Here is a 17,024-nt window from a genome sequence, read left to right as displayed (position 1 = left end):
TGGCTGCCTTTTGCTTGCATGTCCGTAATCTGGTTATATCTTAATCGGGGATCTACTCCATTCCTAGTTCATAATCAACCGGGAATTACAGCTACCTTTCGGATGTTTGGACCGGTTATGAAAAATTGGAGAGGGGCTTCCGTCTTCAAACGGAAACGAGAACAACAGGTTGAACCACTCAACAGGGAGATGATGTGCTATCGCAATCCTCAATCTTATCACAGAAATCTTGTTGAGTCAGTTCTACTGCCTCTGTCGTCCCGCCACTGAAGCTACACGATTCCCACGTTTCTCGAATGAAAAACGTACCCTCAGAGATGAATTCGATCGCGAATATGGATGGTGACTGAACACCGAAGTTGTTTAAATTGATTTTTCCGGGCGATTTGACGGGGTCCTTATTGGGCTCAATTGAGGCGATTTCATCGTTTTCATCGAGATACCACGCACGCAATGATGTCTCGTTGACCGACCCTTCCTCGTACCTGAATTGTCCGCTCTTCCCTTTGAATTCTGCTGTGGTAGCTCCAGAATTCCCATTAGAGGGATTCTGACACTCGATGGTGAATTCACGCTCCGCCGAGACACTAAATCCTGTGCCTTCAGCTGAGATTTCCACCTCGATATTCATTTTCGCGCCTTTAGTACAGTCTGAAATATCGATCATCACGTTTGCGTGGCAACCAGAGCAGAACGTATCTGATTCCTCTTCGTCGTCCCAAAATTCCCAGTCGAGATTTTCTTCATCAATACTGGAATCGTCGGACGGTTTTACTGAAAACGTCTCTATCGGATCGTTAGTAGCAAAATTATGTGTCGCTCGGAATAGATTCGTTTCGCCGTTGACCGACAGGGTCTCCGGCGGCGTCCCATTCGGTTCGTCTTCAGGCGGATACGTCCCGTCCTCGTTTGGGTATCGCAACCCAAGAAACGCATACGGGTCCCCAACTACGTCGATATTCACGTCTCGTTCGACCTCCGCCGACGTGAACGCCCCCGACCCCATCACCAGACTTCCACTCGCCGTGAACGCGCCCATCGAGGCGAGAACGCTGCGGCGCTTCATTCGTCACACACCTCGTATTTCTCGGAGCCGATACGGTTCCGTGCGGCGTCGTAGGTGTGAACCGCAGCAGAAACGGCGAACAGCGCGATGAGAATCACAGAGAGTCCAAGACCGGACAGTTCACCGAAGGGGTACACCCCCACCCACACGGCGGCGACGAGCGCCGCCCCCACCGCCGACAGGCCGAGATAGTACTCGCTCCACGGGATGTCGTTGTGCGGGACGAACTCCAGATACATCTGGACTTCGCGTGCATCCTCGGTCAACTCCACTTCCCCGCGCATGTGTTCGTACTCGATGATACCGGCGTCGTCGAGCTTCGGCAGGTGATTCTGCCGCAGCGCGGTGTAGACGCGTTTACGCTCGGCGCTGTCGATTTCGGCCGTCGTGGTGTCGTTTTCCCACGCGGTGACGTGGTCGACGAGCTCGCGTAGCTCGACCCGTCGGTCGTCCTGTTGTTTCAGATACTGCAGCGCACAGCGGCGCCGGGCGTTACTGAGTACCTCGAAGACCTCGTCGCGCGGTAGCGACGAACCGTTCTCAGAGGGCGACACCGAATCGGAGATTGTGGTTCCTTTCAGACTCATGTTCCCCCACCAGAGGACTACATGTTGTCTGACGCGGGTCGCACTAATTAAGCCCGGCGATGGTTTTGCGGTTTGAGCTGAAATTATGGTGTAAATCCGGCTGTAGTATGGCGGTTTTGTATAGTTGGTATATAATTGGACGGCGATTAGGGAGAGGTCGTTTATAAGGGCCTGTTTGTGCCTTTCGAACCGCAGCTTCGAACAAGTGACTGGATTCGAAAATCTACAGATGTCACTGTGAAATAATCCCGCTGATTCTCGCGCGCGCTCTGGTAAAACCGACCGAGTGCGGTCGGTTTCTACTTTTCACGGGCGTCTGTTAGGCGCTGATTCGGCTTCGAGCTACGGCACGACCGGTAAAACCACGCCGAAACGGCCTAGATATTGCTCTATTCCTCGGTGATACCGCAATTAATGGCCGATTAAGCGTCTCTCAGGGTTGGTTCAGGATAGGGCTGTGAGCGATTCACCCCTCTCGTGTCTATTCGCAGGTCGGGGCTGTGTTCGGTTCTGCCGGTGCATACAGAAGGGGTGTCCTCCCTTTGGGGTGAGTAAGCGCGGAGCCACTGACGCCCGGTCGGTCGACGCGAAATGTGGGGGCGTGGGGCCGCGCGGAAACCAAGGTGAAAACAACATGGAACGACGCAAATTCTTGATCGGTGCGGGTAGTGCAGCAGTGGGTGCGAGTGCGCTCGTCGGCTCGGGCGCGTTTACGAGTGTGAGTGCCGAGCGTACTGTGTCTGTGAACGTTGCGGACGATAATAATGCATACTTGGCGCTTGATCCCACAACTGGAAAAAATAGTGTGTTCGCGGACAAATCTGACTCCGGTGAAGTTTCAGTAACTCTCGACAATAGTGGTGAAGGTGGTCAGGGAATTAATCAGGATGCTAAGACGAAGGTCCACGAGCTATTCGAGGTCAAAAACCAGGGCACTGAAGGAGCTATTGTGTACGTTCCTCCGACTAGTGTCACTATCGGCGGAACACAAGTCTTGAGCGGAATTAACGGTACCATCCAGACTAACGACTATATTGACCCGCAGGCAACTAATCGACCATACGGAAGCTTTTCTAATAACAATCAAATCGAAGACGAAGTCAGCTTGACCGCTATTTTCGGTGAATATTATGACGGTGATTCTACTTCTTGGGAAGAAGCAGCGACGAGCATCTACGGCAGCTTAAATAATTTCAAGCTTCTTCCAGGTGATTCGTTCAGCTTCGGTCTAGTAGTTGATGAAAGTGCTGACGATACCGATGCTTCGTTTGGTGATGTTAAGCTCACGCTGGCTGCTGACACTACAATGATCTGAACGTACTAAATAAGCATAGTTGACCGACGCGAAATTCATAATCAGCCTACACTGGTGAACGCCGGTTCGATTCCGGCGGTGGGCCTACCGAAACGGGGTGTGAACATGAAACGACGTAACATACTGATGGGGATGGGCGGACTCGCGGCGGGCAGCGGTGCACTCGTTGGCTCAGGCGCATTTACGAGTGTTCAAGCTAATCGAACTGTTGCCGTTGCGGTCGTCGACGACCCAGATGCACTACTCGGCCTTGACGGCTGTAACGGTAGCCCGAATGGGCAGTACGCCCGGATTCGAGACAATGGCACGATGGCCATTGACCTGTCGGACTCGAACGAAAACATCCTCGGCGAGGGAGTTAATCCCGACGCACTCACCGTCATCCGTGACGTGTTCCAAATCAAAAACCAGGGAACACAGGAAGCAGCCGTCTGGATTGATGTCGACCCAGTCGAGGACGACGGCGAGGACCGAGTCGAATTTTATCTCCACGAACAGGAACTCGACGAGAACGAGAACGCGAAGATAATCGGCTACGATAATCGGGTCTGCCTCGATGTCGGTGACTCCGTCTGTGTGAGCTTGGACATCGACACGCGCGGGCTCGGCTCTGACTTCACGAACGAGGATGGGGTGAACAACCTCATGAAGAAACTCGGCGACAGCGACCACGAGATGGTCATCAACGCGATGGCCGGCGAGTGTCCTGTCGAGGGTAGTGAGGGGTCATCAGAGCCAACTCCTGATACACTGTGGGGGGTCACTCGAGGTAACGGTGCGGGCGAACTGAAGTCGATTACCGTTCCGAACCCCTCTGTCGACTCCGAAATAATCGACTTCGATGACTTCGGCCAGCAGAACTTCCCGAACGGGCTTGCATACGACCCCGAAAACGAGCGTTGGTACTACGGTGACACGACCGATGATGGGGACGGTGTGCTTCATCTCTACGATGGAAGCGTGACTGAACTCCAGCAAATTGCCGATGGAAATGACCTTGCCGGTGCGACATGGGACGACGGTAACTACTACTTTATCCCCCAAGGTACCAGCAAGCTGAAACGGGCCGAGATTGACGAGAGCGATGGAAGCGTCGGAAGCGTCAACGATGTCGTCGATGTTGGCTCGAACATGACGCTCGGTGACCTCGCTATCGACCACGAAAACAGTGTACTGTATGGTAGTTCGAGCTCGGAGTTCTTCAAAGTCGTACTCTCCGAGAACACCGACGATGTCAACAGTGACGACGTAGAGACCATCACCACATCGGGTGAAGCGGTTGGCAAACAGATTGCCTTCGGTGTCGGAGACGACGGAAAGGTGCTGTACGGACACGATGCCAACAGCGGTGCTTGGTTCGAAATCGAACTTGACGGCGGAGCATCCCAGTTGGACGAAACTACCGAAACGTTCACCGATATCGCCTGACGTGGGTCTTTAGTGTAATATAAGTGATTGCTAAATGAAAAAACCTCTCGCCGGTCGTATAACGCTACGACGCGTTCTCCTAGTATTTACGCTATTGTTGATTCCGTTTCTTGTTTCGACCAGCGGTGCTGACGTGGTCTCCCACGATGAGACCAACGTTCTCGAACTCGAACCCGCAGGTGGAGACGGAACGTACACCCAAATCGACGACGAGACTGGCGAAATCCAAATCATCCTCACCGAGGAGAACCCGAACCTCAACGCCGGTGGTGTCAACGACGATGCCGTGACTAACATCGGTCCGGTATTCACGGTCAAGAACGTTCTCGAACAGGGGAGCAATGCCACCGTCTGGGTCGAACACGAAAGCGATGCCGTCGAGTTCTACGTCCCTGGCGAGGGAACAGCCGAGAGCCAAGCCGACGGTGTGTTGCTACAGCCCGGCGATTCGGAGACGATAGCGATGCGCGTCGACACCCGTGAGACCGACGAAATCACGCTCGACTCCATTAACGTGATGGCGGTCCTCGACCCCGAAGTGGAGACCGAGTCCGACGACGGATCGTTCGAATCCCTCGGGTATGGCGGATCGGCTGACACCGAAACCCCTGAAACGAAGACGCCCTCGGGAGGGGATACCGAAACGGAGACCCCATCGGCAACGGCCACCGCAACCGAGAGCGGAGGCTCGGAAGCCAGAACCGGGACGTCGACACCGACGGCCGCACCCACGCCGACGCCCACCGACGACCCGACCGGAGAGCAAGCAGGCCTCGACCCATCGTCGCTACTGGGGCTTCTCAGCGCGCTCGCGGGGCTGCTGCTTCTGTTCGCTCTCGCTCGGCGCCGCCGAAGCGGAGAATAATTCCCGGCGTTTCAGTTCTCGATACCGGCCGTTCTTTTTACCGTCTCGAAAGCGAATTGAGGTGTAATGAGCGATGAGACGGCGAAGTCGTTTTTCGGAATTCTCCGAAAGAGCGTCCGCGCTGGCGACCTCGCGCTCCTGTTTTCGGTCCCGCTTGTCCTCGTCGCCGTTTTTGCGCTCCCGCTTGAGACTCGGGAGTCGCTGACCTTCGCCTACACCGACCCCTCGCTACTCACTGCCTACACGTCGGCGTTCGTCCACCTCGATTCGGCGCACCTGCTGGTGAACGTGGGCGGCTACCTGCTCGTCGCGCCGCTGGCGTATCTGTTGAGCACACTGAGCGGCCACCGGCGGCGGTTCTTCGTCGCCTTCGCCGTCTTCCTCGCGGCGTTTCCGATTGCGCTGTCGTATCTGAACCTCGCCGTTATCCGGCCGAGCGTGGGCTACGGCTTCTCGGGGGTGCTGTTGGCCTTCGTCGGCTACCTGCCCATCGCGCTCGCCGATTACCTCGACGCGCAGTTCGACATCGGCTCCCGCCGCTCGCTCGCCCCTGCCTTCTTCTTCGTCGGGTTGGCGCTGTCGGCGCTGTTGAGCGTTCGGTCGCCGGTGACCTACGGGCTGGCGGCGGCGTCGGTGCTGTCGGCGCTGCTGTACGCCCTGCCGGCGTTTGAGCACCCGGGTCGACTCCGCTCGAACGTTCGGGCGGCCGCGGGGATGGCCGGCCACTTCGAGCTGTTCGCCGCCGGACTGCTCGCGTTCCTCGCGTTCGTCTTCGTCGCCTTCCCCACGGACCCGACGGGCGGCGGAAGCGTCGTCAACCTCTACGCGCACCTGCTCGGCTACGCGTTGGCGTTCGTCGCGACGTACGCGAGCGTCGAGGCCGGGCTTCGACTCCCCGGGTCGGAGGCGTGGGTGTGAACGAACGGGCCCCTATCCCGGCGTTTCGATTTCGTACTCGCCGGTCCCAAGCCGGCGTTGTCTCGATTGGTAGGTGTGAGTCGCTGCAGTGACGGTGAAGACGGTTGCAACACCCAAAGCGAGCCACCACGCCGAGAGGAGCCCGAACGGGTAGATACCAGTCCACGCGACGGCGATGAGCGAGATTGCGACAGCCGACTGACCGAGATACAGCTCGCTCCACGGAATGTCGTTTCCGGGGACGTACTCAAGATACAGTTGCACCTCGCGGGCGCAGTCGGTCAACTCTACTTCCCCACGCATGTGTTCGTACTCGATGATGCCTGCCTTCTCCATCTTCGGGAGGTGTGTCTGTCGAATCGCGGCGTAGACGCTCTTGCGTTTGTCGCCATCCAGTTTATCGATAGGCGTATCCGTCTCCCACGCGGCGACGTAGTCGACGAGTTCTCCAAGGTCAACGCGCCGGTCGTCGTGCTTTTTCAGATAATGAACGATACACCGTCGTCGGTCGTTGCTGAGGATGTCGAAGATGTCGTCGCACGCCAACTCGCGACCCCCACTGTCTGTACCGATGTGTCCCACTCTTGGTAGTTTGTCGTACATCGTTCCCCTCCCCACAACCGTGTGGGTATGTAACACGGAGATATCCGAACAAGTAGATTTTGATAGTTCTAGAGGCAGGTAATAAAATACCAGAGATGTCCGGTGGTTCCCCCCTATACTATTACATGTTCTTGATGTTAGTAACCGCTGATTACCAACACGGAGCGAGAAACTGAGATGGTGAATCGCCTTTGTTTATAAACCACACGGCGTGTCGCCGGTCGCCCGCGGACCACCCTACTCGTCACGCGTTTCGAGTTCGTCGCCCTCGGCGTCGGTTAGCTACCCACTTTCTCTCCGTCGTCGGAGCTCGCCCCACTGAAATCGAACTTCACGCCGACGATGCCGTCGGGGCATGGCGATTGAGGAGTTTGTTCGGGCTGTGAGTCCGTCCCGAAGGCGTCGACGATTCCACTGAGAGAATCGCCAACCGGGTGGTTTTGGATTCCCGGCCCTGATGCAGTGCTGGTTCCAGTCCTTGACCCGGCTTTCGTGACGACTACCTCGACCGACCCGTTGCTCTCCCAGCGTATGGCGGTGGGGTCGCCGCCGTCCCAGTTGACGACGGAGACGTTCAGGTCCGCATCGAGCGACACGCCACAGAGTGCGACGAAACTGATTCCCTTCTTTGGGTCGTCGGTCGCGTGCTTGCAGTCCTCCGGGACGCTTCGGTTGAGCGTCGCAGTAATCGGCTTCGTCACGTTAATCGTAATCGGGTCACCGGCTTCGAACGACCCCTCGAAGGTGGCTTCGTCCGTCCTACCCGGTAAAATCGGGCCAACATCCTTCGTGGTGCCATCGACCGTGACCGTCCCCTCCAGTGGCCGAGCGAATCGGTTGGTGACCGTCACCGTGAGTTCGGCGCGCGTCGACACGCTCGGAGAACTGTCGACTGTAATCCCTTTTGAGCCGATATCGACACCGACGAGGTCGTTGTCGCTTTCAGCTGACTCGTTCGCAAAGACGTTGGCGTCGACAAGGTCGTTGTCGCTGCCGGCCGAACTCTCCGAGAAGATGTCCGCATCCACGCCGTCGTCGTCGTTCCCTGCGGATTCGTTGCCTCCTAGGTCCGCGTCGACGAGGTGGTTATCCGGTCCCTTATCGCGTGGACCGTGCCGCACTGTCTTCTCCTCACAGGACACCTCAAAGCCGACGAGCGCAGACTCGTCGTCGGCAACCGATAGCGCAGTCGTCCGGTCGGCGTTGGCGGCGGTGAAACTCCCGGTTCCGGACGCGAGCAATACGACCGACGTGGCGACCGCGAGAACGCCGAGGACTTTGAGAGTGTTCATGTTAGCTTCTCAATTCCGGTGGATTCGGTGATTTGCCGAGTTTCATGCGCCGAGTGATATAGGCGTGTGCGAGCGCCGAGACGGCGAAGGCGGTGACGCAGAACACTGCCCAGCCGATGTCGGGAAACAGTCCGAACGGGACGATATCTAGCGCCGCCGCCGACAGCAACGCGGCGGCGACAGCGGAGAGACCGAGATAGTAGTCGCTCCACGGAAAGTTCCACCCCGAGACGACTTCGGTGTATATTTCGATATCCGAAAGCGGCTCCGCGGGTTTGACCACGCCGTCTCGCCGTTGGAACTCCACGATTCCCACCCGGTCCATCTTCGGCAGATGCTCCTGTTGGAGCGCGGTGTAGGTCCGCTTTCGCTGGGTGGACGTTACGTTCCGAACTGTAGTGTCACACTCCCAAGCGGCGAGCTGTTCGGCGAGCGTCCCCAGTTCGACGGGTTCCTCGTGAAACTGGAGGTAGTGAACCGCGTATCTGCGCCGCGGGTTCGACAGAATTTCGTAGATCTCGTCGCGTGTCGGTTCCCCTGACTCGACAGTGGGGCCGCCCGAGTCGTCCCCGTGCCCCCGTGATGTTGTGGCTGACATAGATCCCCTATTGCCCACCACGTGAGACAATACCACGGAATAAAGTATTGAGGTCCCTGTGTTTCGGTAATCGACCGTTGTGCCGGCGAAAATCACCGTCGGACGAGTGGCTAACTGTTCGGTCAACGGTCTCACACTCGAACCGGAGTAACATCTCGTTTGTAACCTTCAGAACGACTCTGAACGGCGTTCAGACGACTCAATACAATGCCCCTACGTCTCCTTGGGCCGTGTAAGCGCACCTCATGTGGGGGGCGTGACAACCAAGGTGAGACCAACTATGGTGAACCGACGCAAGATGTTGATCGGACTCGGAGCGCTCGCCGCCGGCGGGGCGGCTGCAACAGGAACCGGTGCGTTTACCTCCTTCACGGCCAGCAGGAACGCGAACTTGGAGGTCGTCAGCGACAGCAATGGGCTCGTCGGGCTGCAGGTCGGCGGAGCTCTCGGTGCTGGTGAGGTTGTCGGCACCGATGGAAACGGTGAACTCGAAATCGACTTCCAGTCGAGTAATCCACACGGTGTTAAGGGTAGGACTGGCGTCAACGACATGGCGAAGTACCAGGTCGGTGCGATGGACGATGACGACCCACGTGGGGATGGAATTGACTTCGAGAGCATTTACGACGACGACACCAATCCCACCTCGGCTGCAGGGGAAGGGCGGCCGTACGACGATGAGAAGGACCAATCGGCGTTCATCGTGCTCAATAACAGCGACATGACGATCGACCTGCAGATTGGGTACCAGCTGGGTAATCAAGCGCCGGCATCCCCCGGGGCAACGATTTACCTGCAGGGCGCGGCATCGGACATCAGTGGGTCCGGATCGGACGAGGATGACAGCGAACTGGACGGCGCAACTGCGGTTCGAACATCGGCGCTTGACCTCGACGACCTGAGCGACCAACAGACCCAGACACACCAAGCACTCAGTTTCCACCGGGCGAACGATCCGGATGAATCGATCCCTTCGGGCGAAGCAGTGTACGTTTCCCTGCAGGTTGACACGACGGACGCCGACACAAGCGGTGTCCAAGATCTGAGTGGCAATCTCGTCATCAACGCCAACAAGGCTGCGTCATACACGGACTAGTCGGGGTACTGAACGGCACAGATTACAAAACGGCCTATTCTTTAGAACTCGCGTTCCGGTGAAACGCTTTTCCCAATCGCCGCCGAGAGAAACAGTACGTGTCGCTTCGAGGCTACGCCACCCGGGGGGTGGAACTGCTGTTGGTGTTGGTGCTCGTCGCGCTCATCGCGGGGGCCGCACTCGGCCAGCCCGTGCTGTTGGGGTTCGTCGAAACCGGGAGCATGGAGCCGACGCTGGAACCCGGTGACGGCTTCGTCGCGATTCCCTCGCCCGTCGCCGGCGACATCGAGGAGGGCGATGTCATCGTCTTCAACGCCCAGAACCTCCAGGGCGGCGGACTGACGACCCACCGCGTCGTCGGGGAGACCGAATCGGGGTATATCACCCGCGGTGATGCAAACCCCTTCACCGATCAGGACGGCCAAGAGCCGCCGGTCACCGACGCACAGGTCGTCGCGAAGGTCTGGCAAGTAAACGGCGAGGTGGTCGCGATTCCAGGGTTGGGACTGCTGACCGAGGCCGCCCGCGGGATGCTCGACTCCGTCCAGCGAACGCTGGCACAGACGTTCGGCACGCGGGCGTTCCTCGGCACGCAGGGGCTGGCGCTCCTCATCGCCGGCGGTGGGTTGGCAGTGCTTCTCTTCGGGTTCCTCTTCGACGACGAGCGGCGACAGCGCGTCGTCAACCGAACCCGACGCCGGAAGGGCATCTATGACCCCCGTCGCCTCGTGCTCGCGATGGCGCTGTTCGTCGCGTTGGTCAGCGGCGGCACGATGGCCGCGATGTCGAACACCCAGGAGTACGGCATGGTGAGCGCGTCGTTCGACTCGGAGAACCCGACGACGGTGCCGACGGACGAGACTTCGAATCTGACGTATCCGGCGCTCAACGGCGGCCAACTGCCGGTGTACGCCTTCTATTCGCCTGCGAGCAGCAACGTTGACGTGGAGCCGACGTCGGTGCGGATGGACCGCGGTGAATCGCGAAACGTCACGGTCACCTTACAGGCGCCGCCGGAGACCGGTTACTACCCGCAGTACGTCGCCGAACACCGCTACTTCGCCGTGTTGCCCTTCGGCGTCGTCGCGGGGCTGTACGCGGTCCATCCGTGGTTGCCGACGCTCGTCACGAGCCTGCTGATGGGTGGGTCGTTCCTCCTCGTCGGGTTGCTCGTGGTCGGGGCCTCGCCGGTGCGGACGCGCTCGCGTTCACGGGAGTCGTGGCTCTGAAGCCCAGCGAATGGTGCCGTGATAACCCTTTTATTGTGGCCTTGCGTTTGCCGGGACGAAATGTGGGGGAAACGGGCGAAGGTGGTGGTCGCCGACTACGCGGTGGTTATCGCGGCGGCACTCGTCGTCGCGCTGCTCGTCGGCGGAGCGCTGACCTACACGACGCAAATCGAACCGGGTACGGAGACCGAACAGCGGACCGTAAGCGAGTGGCGCTCCGTCGGCGGGTACACTCACTCCTCGACGATTCAGACCGAAAACAGGGTGTTCGATGTCGGCGAGACGCTGGAGGACCGCTCGCTGTACTACACGCAACTCGGCCCGGAACTCGACGGGCAGTTCAGATACGGGTTCGAGGCTCCCAACGGGGAGTTGACGGTCGAAACGACGACGACGCTCGTCATCCGGTCGGTGTCGGAGGGCGACGACGGCAATACCGAAGAACTCTGGCGCATCGAGGAACCGCTCGGAACGACCTCCGAGACGGTCGCGCCCGGAGAACTGGCGACGACATCGTTCACCGTCAACGTGACAGAGGTGCTCGCGGACATCGAGGGCGTCCGTGAGGACCTCGGCGCCTCGCCCGGTGAGACTTCGGTCAGCGTCGTCTCGGCTGTCGAGGCCACCGGCACCGCGGCGGGGGGCGAGGCTACGGACGAAGCCACCTACACGCTCACGCTCGCCCCCGGTTCGGACACCTACAGCGTAAGCGGGCCCTCTGGGAAAACCGAACCCCATCCGCGAACGGAGACGGTGACGGTCGAACAGAGCTACGGCCCGGTTCGGAGCGTCCTCGGCCCGCTGCTCGTCGTCCTCTCGCTCGTTGGACTCGCCGGTGTCGCGGTCGGTCGGCATCGCGGGGCGTTCGAGGTGACCGACACCGAACGCCGAAGCCTGTCGTTTGCCGCCGAACGGAAGGAGTTCGACCAGTGGATTTCCCGGGGTGCGGTGTCGACCGCCGCCGACGACAAACCGCGTGTCCGCATCGATAACCTCGAGGACCTCGTCGATATCGCCATCGACACCGACGCACGCGTCATCGAGGACGTGGGCAAACACCGGTACTACGTACTCGGTGAATCGCTGTGTTACGAGTTCGAACCGCCGGGAGAGGTCGACCTCCGCGGTCTGGCGGAGTGAATCAGCTGGTATCGTACTTGTAGGTCGCTTCGTCGGGGTCGATACCGAAGTCCTCGGCGGATTCCTCGGGTTCGGGCTCGGGTTGGGCCTCGGCTGCGACCTTGAACCGCTCGCGGAGGCGCTCGGGCATCCGGAACCGCTCGGTGTCGATGCGCATGGGGACGGCTTCGGGGTCCAGCGACTCCCGCTTGGATTCGAGTCGTTCCTGTAACACCGCCGGAAGCGCGTCCGAGGAAACGCCTTCGAAGCCGAACTGGGTGAGGTAGTCGTGGGAACTCGTCAGCGAGTAGACGTGGTCGAACCCCTCGGCTTCGGCGCTGTCGACGAGGCGCTCGACGACATGGGCGCCGACGCCCTGTCGTTCCCAGCCGTCGAGGACGCCGATGGAGGTGAGTTCACACACTTCTCCGTCGTCGCCGCTGTGGACTCGAATCCGGCCGAATCCCGCGCGGGTGTTCGACTCCTCGTCGACGGCGATGACGTAGTCCCGCGACCGGAAGGCCGTCTCGTCCAGGCCCATCGCCTCGATGTGGTCTAACAGCCAGGCCTCATCGCGGTTTCGTGCGTCCCGGACGTACATAGCGTTGCGTTGGAGCGGCCGACGCAAAACCGTTCCCCCTCCTTGGACAACATGAAATTCATTTTTTGTTTTTTCAAGGAAGAAAACTACTTGACGGCGGGTGCGAACACATCACAGTATGGAGTCTCTCGAGGAGTTCGACGAGGTGGTACACGAACCCGACGACGCGTTCGTCGAGTCGACGAACGTGTACGCGTTCATGGAGAAGTACGGCATCGACGACTACGAGGAACTGATAGAACGCACCACGAGTGAGGTAGAGTGGTTCTGGGACGAACTGCCCGATTATCTCGACATCGAGTGGTACGAGGAATACGACAGCGTCCGTGACGACTCGGAGGGGCCGCAGTTCACCGACTGGTACCCTGGCGGGAAACTGAACGTCGCCCACAACACCGTCGACCGCTATGCGGCGGCCGATTCCGAGCGCCGGAACAAGGTCGCCTGCATCTGGGAGGGCGAGGACGGCGACGTCCGGAACTTCACGTACCACGAACTCTCCCGAACGTCGAATCAGGTAGCGAACTACCTCGAATCCGTCGGCGTCGAGAAAGGCGACACCGTCGCGCTGTACATGCCGATGGTGCCGGAGGTCATCTCCATCCTGTACGGCTGTTTCAAGATCGGCGCCATCGCCGTCCCCATCTTCTCGGGTTTCGGCGTCGAGGCCACCGCCACCCGCATCGAGGACCCCGAAGCCGACGTGCTGTTCACCGCCGACGGCTTCTACCGGCGGGGGTCGGAGATACCGCTGAAAGCGCCCGCCGACGAAGCCATCGAGGAAGCCGACCACGACGTGACCGACGTGGTCGTCTACCGGCGCTTCCCAGACAGCGACCCCGAGATGACCGAGGGCCGAGACGTCTACTGGAGCGAGTCGGTCGCCACGCAGGCCGACGACTACGAGACGGCGGAACTCGACGCCTCAGATGAGTCGATGCTGCTGTACTCCTCGGGGACGACGGGCAAGCCGAAGGGCATCGTCCACACGCATGCCGGCGCCCAACTACAGGCCGCAAAGGAGGTGTACTTCGGGTTCGACCTCAAGCCCTCCGACCGGTTCTTCTGGGTGTCGGACATCGGCTGGATGATGGGGCCGTGGACGCTCATCGGCACCCACACCTTCGGCGGGACGATGGTGATGTACGAGGGCGCACCGGACCACCCCCAACCCGACCGCTTCTGGGAGATGATAGACCGCCACGACGTCACCCAGTTCGGCATCTCGCCGACAGCGATTCGGGCGCTCCGCAAGCAGGGCGACGAGTGGGTCGAGGGCCACGACCTCTCCAGTCTGCGCCTGCTTGGTTCGACCGGCGAACCGTGGGACCCCGAATCGTGGCTGTGGTTCTACGAGGAGATCGGCGGCAGCGAGGCACCCATCATCAACATCTCGGGCGGGACCGAAATCTTCGGTTGTTTCCTGATGCCGATGCCCATCAACTCGCTGAAGCCCTGTACGCTCGGTGGCCCGGGTCTCGGGATGGACATCGACATCGTCGACGAATCCGGCGAGTCCATCGCCGAGGACCACGAACGTGGCTATCTCGTCGCGCGTGATTCCTGTCCGTCGATGACGAAATCGCTGTGGCAGGGCGACGACCGCTATCTCCACGAGTACTGGTCGAGTTTCCAGGACCCGCCGATGTGGGACCACGGCGACTGGGCTCAGAAGGACGAGGACGGCTTCTGGTTCCTGCACGGTCGGGCCGACGACGCGCTCAACGTCGCCGGCCGGAAGGTCGGACCCGCCGAAATCGAGGGCGCGCTCATCGAACACGAGGCGGTCAATCAGGCCGCCGCCGTCGGCGTCCCAGACGACACCACCGGCACCGCCGTCGTCACCTACGTCGTCCTCGAGCCGGGCTACGAGGAAAGCGAGGACCTCAAAGAGGAGCTCCGGGCGAAGGTCGGCGAGGAACACGGCAAACCGTTCCGGCCGCGGGAGGTGCTGTTCGTCGACGAGTTCCCCAAAACTCAGTCCGGGAAAATCATCCGCCGGGCGATTCAGGCCACCTACACCGGCGAGGACTTGGGTGACATGTCATCCATCGAGAACCCCGAAGCGATGGACAAACTGGAAAACGCACGGTAGCGGTATCGGCGCTCGAAAAAATATTCGGTCGTGTGTTTTGCTCGGTCCGTCGGTTTCTCGGTTCGTTTCTCGATTCGTTCGATTCGCGTCAGTTTCGGTTCGGTGCCTGGGACGGGGTCCGGAACCCGCTGTACCCGGTTCAAACGTGGGTTGTGAATCGATTCGATGCAGTGCGTCGGCCCTCTGGGTCGGGAGTTCTCGCCGTGATACCACTACAGCAGTCGTTCGATGGCGATTCGTCCGGTCGATTGCTGGTGTGTTTCCCCGTAGACTGGTCACCACCTCTTACACTAGGTATGTGTTGACGTACCAAAAGACTTGTGCCCGAAATCTGCTACCGTTTACCCACGAATCCGACTTCGAGAGCCGCCGTTAGACGTGTTCGTCGAGGAAATCGACGATTTCGGTGTAGGCTTCGATGCGGTTTTCCAACTTCGAGAAGCCGTGGCCTTCGTCTTCGAAGATTAGTTTTCTGACCGGGACGCCCTGTGCTCTGGCTTTCTCGACTATCTGTTCGGCCTCACCCACCGGGACGCGGGGGTCGTTCGCGCCGTGGAGGACGAAAAGCGGCGCCTCGATGCTTTCGATGTTGTTGATAGGTGAGATGGCTTCGAGGAACTCACGGTCGTCGGCCAGCGAACCGTACTCGGCCTCTCGTAGCTCGCGGCGCCACGACCCGGTGTTTTCGAGGAACGTCACGAAGTTGGCGATGCCGACGGTGTCGATGCCGGCAGCCCACAACTCGGGGTACTCGGTGAGCGCCGCGAGCACCATGAACCCGCCGTAGGAACCGCCCTTGGCGACGACCCGGTCGTCGTCGATGTCGGGGCGGTCGGCGAGCCATTCGACGGTCGCCTCGATGTCGGCCACCGAATCCATCCGCTTTTCGACGTCGTCTAGATGGGTGTAAGCCCGGCCGTAGCCGGTCGACCCGCGGACATTCGGCTCGAAGACGGCGTAGCCGTGGGCGAGGAGGTACTGCTTGACCGGCGAGAAGGAGGGCCGGCGCTGGCTCTCGGGGCCGCCGTGGATGTCGACGACGACAGGCGCGCCCTCTTCCGGCGCCGAGTCCGGAAGCGAAAGGTAGCCCGGAATCTCGCGGCCGTCGAACGTCTCGTAGCGCACCAACTCGCTTTCCCGGAACGTCTCTTCGGGAATGCCCGCCGTCGAAGCGTGTGTCCACCGTTCGGCGGTGCCCGTCTCGGCGTCGACGACGTAGACGTTTGTGTTCTCGGTGTCGGCGGTGACCGTCACGGCGAAGCGGTCGGCGTCGTCGTCGAAGGCGACGCCACCGGCGACGCCCGCCGGAATCTCAGGGTCAGGGAACGTCTCGATTGTCGTCTCGCCGGTGAGTTCGCCGACGGTCAACTCAGTGTAGCCGTCGACGTTCCGCGAGTAGGCGAGTCGACCCGTCTCGTCGTCCAACGCGATGCCGTCGAGGTTCCACTCACCACCCTCCTCGACCGTCTCGATGTCGCCCGTCTCGGCGTCGAGTCGCGCGAGATACAGCGTGTCGGCGTCGAGGTCAGTACAGCAGTAGACGCCGGTTCCGTCGGGCGACCACGAGAGACTCGAATACCGGATGGCGTCGTCTGAGTGGTCCGTCAGGTGGGTTAACTCCCCCGACGCCACGTCGAGGACGTAGGCGTCGTGGTCGAAACTGGAATAGGCTTCGTGGACGAGCAGCCGTGAGTCGTCGGGACTCCACCCGCCGAGCGACAGCCAGCCGTCGCCTTCGCGTATCAGTTCGGCGTCGTCGCCGGTCTCCTCGCGCCCCTGGACGTAGATGTCGAAGACGGATTCATCGCGTCGGTTCGAGGCGAAGGCGATACGGTCGCCGTCGTGGCTCCAGCCACCCCAGCGGTGTTTCGCGTCCGTCGCGGTGAGGTTCGTCACCGTCCCGTCGGCGTCGAGTCGGAACAACTGCTGGCGTTCGTTGCCCCCCTCGTCTTTCCCGAAGACGAGTTCGTTCCGTTCGGGTGACCAGGTGGCGAAGGTGACTCGCTCGTCGTAGAAGGTGCGCTGTGTCGGCCACGCACCCGGCTTCTCGACGGTCCACACCTGCGGCGTCCCGGTGGTGTCCATCCGGAACGCGAGCGTGCCGTCGGGAGCGAAACTCGCCCCGAAGGCGCTTCGGACGTTCAGATAGCGCTCGATGTCGTACACGTCCCCGTTGTGGAGCGGGCGGGTAATAGCGATTCGGCTCAGACGA

15 protein-coding genes are annotated in these 17,024 nt (G+C 60.2%); 8 read left to right on the top strand and 7 right to left on the bottom strand.

Features of this window, described 5'->3' with window-relative positions:
* Positions 1 to 178 precede the first annotated feature (178 nt).
* Positions 179 to 1,066, bottom strand: a complete 888-nt coding sequence (locus NMP98_RS08795) for a hypothetical protein (RefSeq protein ID WP_254861137.1) — start codon at positions 1,064 to 1,066, stop codon at positions 179 to 181.
* On the bottom strand, positions 1,063 to 1,653 hold the full coding sequence (locus tag NMP98_RS08790; protein WP_254861136.1) for a DUF7344 domain-containing protein: 591 nt from the start codon (positions 1,651 to 1,653) through the stop codon (positions 1,063 to 1,065). The genes NMP98_RS08795 and NMP98_RS08790 overlap by 4 nt, the downstream gene beginning before the upstream one ends.
* Before the next feature lie 634 nt (positions 1,654 to 2,287).
* Here NMP98_RS08790 and NMP98_RS08785 point away from each other — a divergent pair.
* The 4 genes from NMP98_RS08785 to NMP98_RS08770 all read left to right on the top strand — a co-directional run bounded on the left by NMP98_RS08785 (position 2,288) and on the right by NMP98_RS08770 (position 6,179).
* Complete coding sequence (locus NMP98_RS08785) at positions 2,288 to 2,968, top strand: hypothetical protein (RefSeq protein ID WP_254861135.1); 681 nt, start codon at positions 2,288 to 2,290, stop codon at positions 2,966 to 2,968.
* A 105-nt stretch (positions 2,969 to 3,073) separates the two neighbouring features.
* Entirely contained in the window at positions 3,074 to 4,396 is a 1,323-nt protein-coding gene (locus NMP98_RS08780; RefSeq protein WP_254861134.1) for a DUF1102 domain-containing protein, read from the top strand.
* 133 nt (positions 4,397 to 4,529) lie between these two features.
* On the top strand, positions 4,530 to 5,261 hold the full coding sequence (locus NMP98_RS08775) for a hypothetical protein (RefSeq protein WP_254861133.1): 732 nt from the start codon (positions 4,530 to 4,532) through the stop codon (positions 5,259 to 5,261).
* Between the two features lie 66 nt (positions 5,262 to 5,327).
* Positions 5,328 to 6,179, top strand: coding sequence for a hypothetical protein (locus tag NMP98_RS08770; protein WP_254861132.1), 852 nt, complete (start codon positions 5,328 to 5,330; stop codon positions 6,177 to 6,179).
* Between the two features lie 12 nt (positions 6,180 to 6,191).
* On the opposite strand, the gene NMP98_RS08765 is transcribed toward NMP98_RS08770, so the two are convergent.
* The 3 genes from NMP98_RS08765 to NMP98_RS08755 all read right to left on the bottom strand — a co-directional run bounded on the left by NMP98_RS08765 (position 6,192) and on the right by NMP98_RS08755 (position 8,672).
* Positions 6,192 to 6,782 carry a DUF7344 domain-containing protein gene (locus NMP98_RS08765; protein ID WP_254861131.1) on the bottom strand — a complete coding sequence of 197 codons (591 nt, stop codon included), beginning with the start codon at positions 6,780 to 6,782 and terminating at the stop codon, positions 6,192 to 6,194.
* 278 nt (positions 6,783 to 7,060) lie between these two features.
* On the bottom strand, positions 7,061 to 8,074 hold the full coding sequence (locus NMP98_RS08760) for a hypothetical protein (RefSeq protein WP_254861130.1): 1,014 nt from the start codon (positions 8,072 to 8,074) through the stop codon (positions 7,061 to 7,063).
* 1 nt (position 8,075) lies between these two features.
* Positions 8,076 to 8,672: a DUF7344 domain-containing protein gene (locus NMP98_RS08755; RefSeq protein ID WP_254861129.1), complete on the bottom strand. Its 597-nt coding sequence runs from the start codon at positions 8,670 to 8,672 to the stop codon at positions 8,076 to 8,078.
* Between the two features lie 298 nt (positions 8,673 to 8,970).
* On the opposite strand from NMP98_RS08755, the gene NMP98_RS08750 reads away from it, so the two are divergent.
* The 3 genes from NMP98_RS08750 (at position 8,971) to NMP98_RS08740 (ending at position 12,137) form a co-directional block, all read left to right on the top strand.
* Positions 8,971 to 9,768, top strand: a complete 798-nt coding sequence (locus tag NMP98_RS08750) for a hypothetical protein (protein ID WP_254861128.1) — start codon at positions 8,971 to 8,973, stop codon at positions 9,766 to 9,768.
* A gap of 98 nt (positions 9,769 to 9,866) precedes the next feature.
* Positions 9,867 to 10,997, top strand: a complete 1,131-nt coding sequence (locus NMP98_RS08745; protein WP_254861127.1) for a signal peptidase I — start codon at positions 9,867 to 9,869, stop codon at positions 10,995 to 10,997.
* 60 nt (positions 10,998 to 11,057) lie between these two features.
* Positions 11,058 to 12,137: a DUF5305 domain-containing protein gene (locus tag NMP98_RS08740; protein WP_254861126.1), complete on the top strand. Its 1,080-nt coding sequence runs from the start codon at positions 11,058 to 11,060 to the stop codon at positions 12,135 to 12,137.
* A gap of 1 nt (position 12,138) precedes the next feature.
* Here the strand turns inward: NMP98_RS08740 and NMP98_RS08735 are convergent, their stop codons facing one another.
* Positions 12,139 to 12,717: a GNAT family N-acetyltransferase gene (locus NMP98_RS08735; protein ID WP_254861125.1), complete on the bottom strand. Its 579-nt coding sequence runs from the start codon at positions 12,715 to 12,717 to the stop codon at positions 12,139 to 12,141.
* Between the two features lie 118 nt (positions 12,718 to 12,835).
* Between NMP98_RS08735 and NMP98_RS08730 the strand changes: the two genes are divergently transcribed.
* Complete coding sequence (locus tag NMP98_RS08730; RefSeq protein ID WP_254861124.1) at positions 12,836 to 14,812, top strand: AMP-binding protein; 1,977 nt, start codon at positions 12,836 to 12,838, stop codon at positions 14,810 to 14,812.
* A gap of 372 nt (positions 14,813 to 15,184) precedes the next feature.
* Here the strand turns inward: NMP98_RS08730 and NMP98_RS08725 are convergent, their stop codons facing one another.
* Entirely contained in the window at positions 15,185 to 16,978 is a 1,794-nt protein-coding gene (locus NMP98_RS08725; protein ID WP_254861123.1) for a S9 family peptidase, read from the bottom strand.
* Positions 16,979 to 17,024: the final 46 nt, after the last annotated feature.

The organism is Natronomonas gomsonensis (assembly GCF_024300825.1).
Classification (GTDB): domain Archaea; phylum Halobacteriota; class Halobacteria; order Halobacteriales; family Haloarculaceae; genus Natronomonas; species Natronomonas gomsonensis.
Note: the sequence above shows the minus strand (reverse complement) of the source record. Positions and strands in the feature narration are given on the sequence as shown.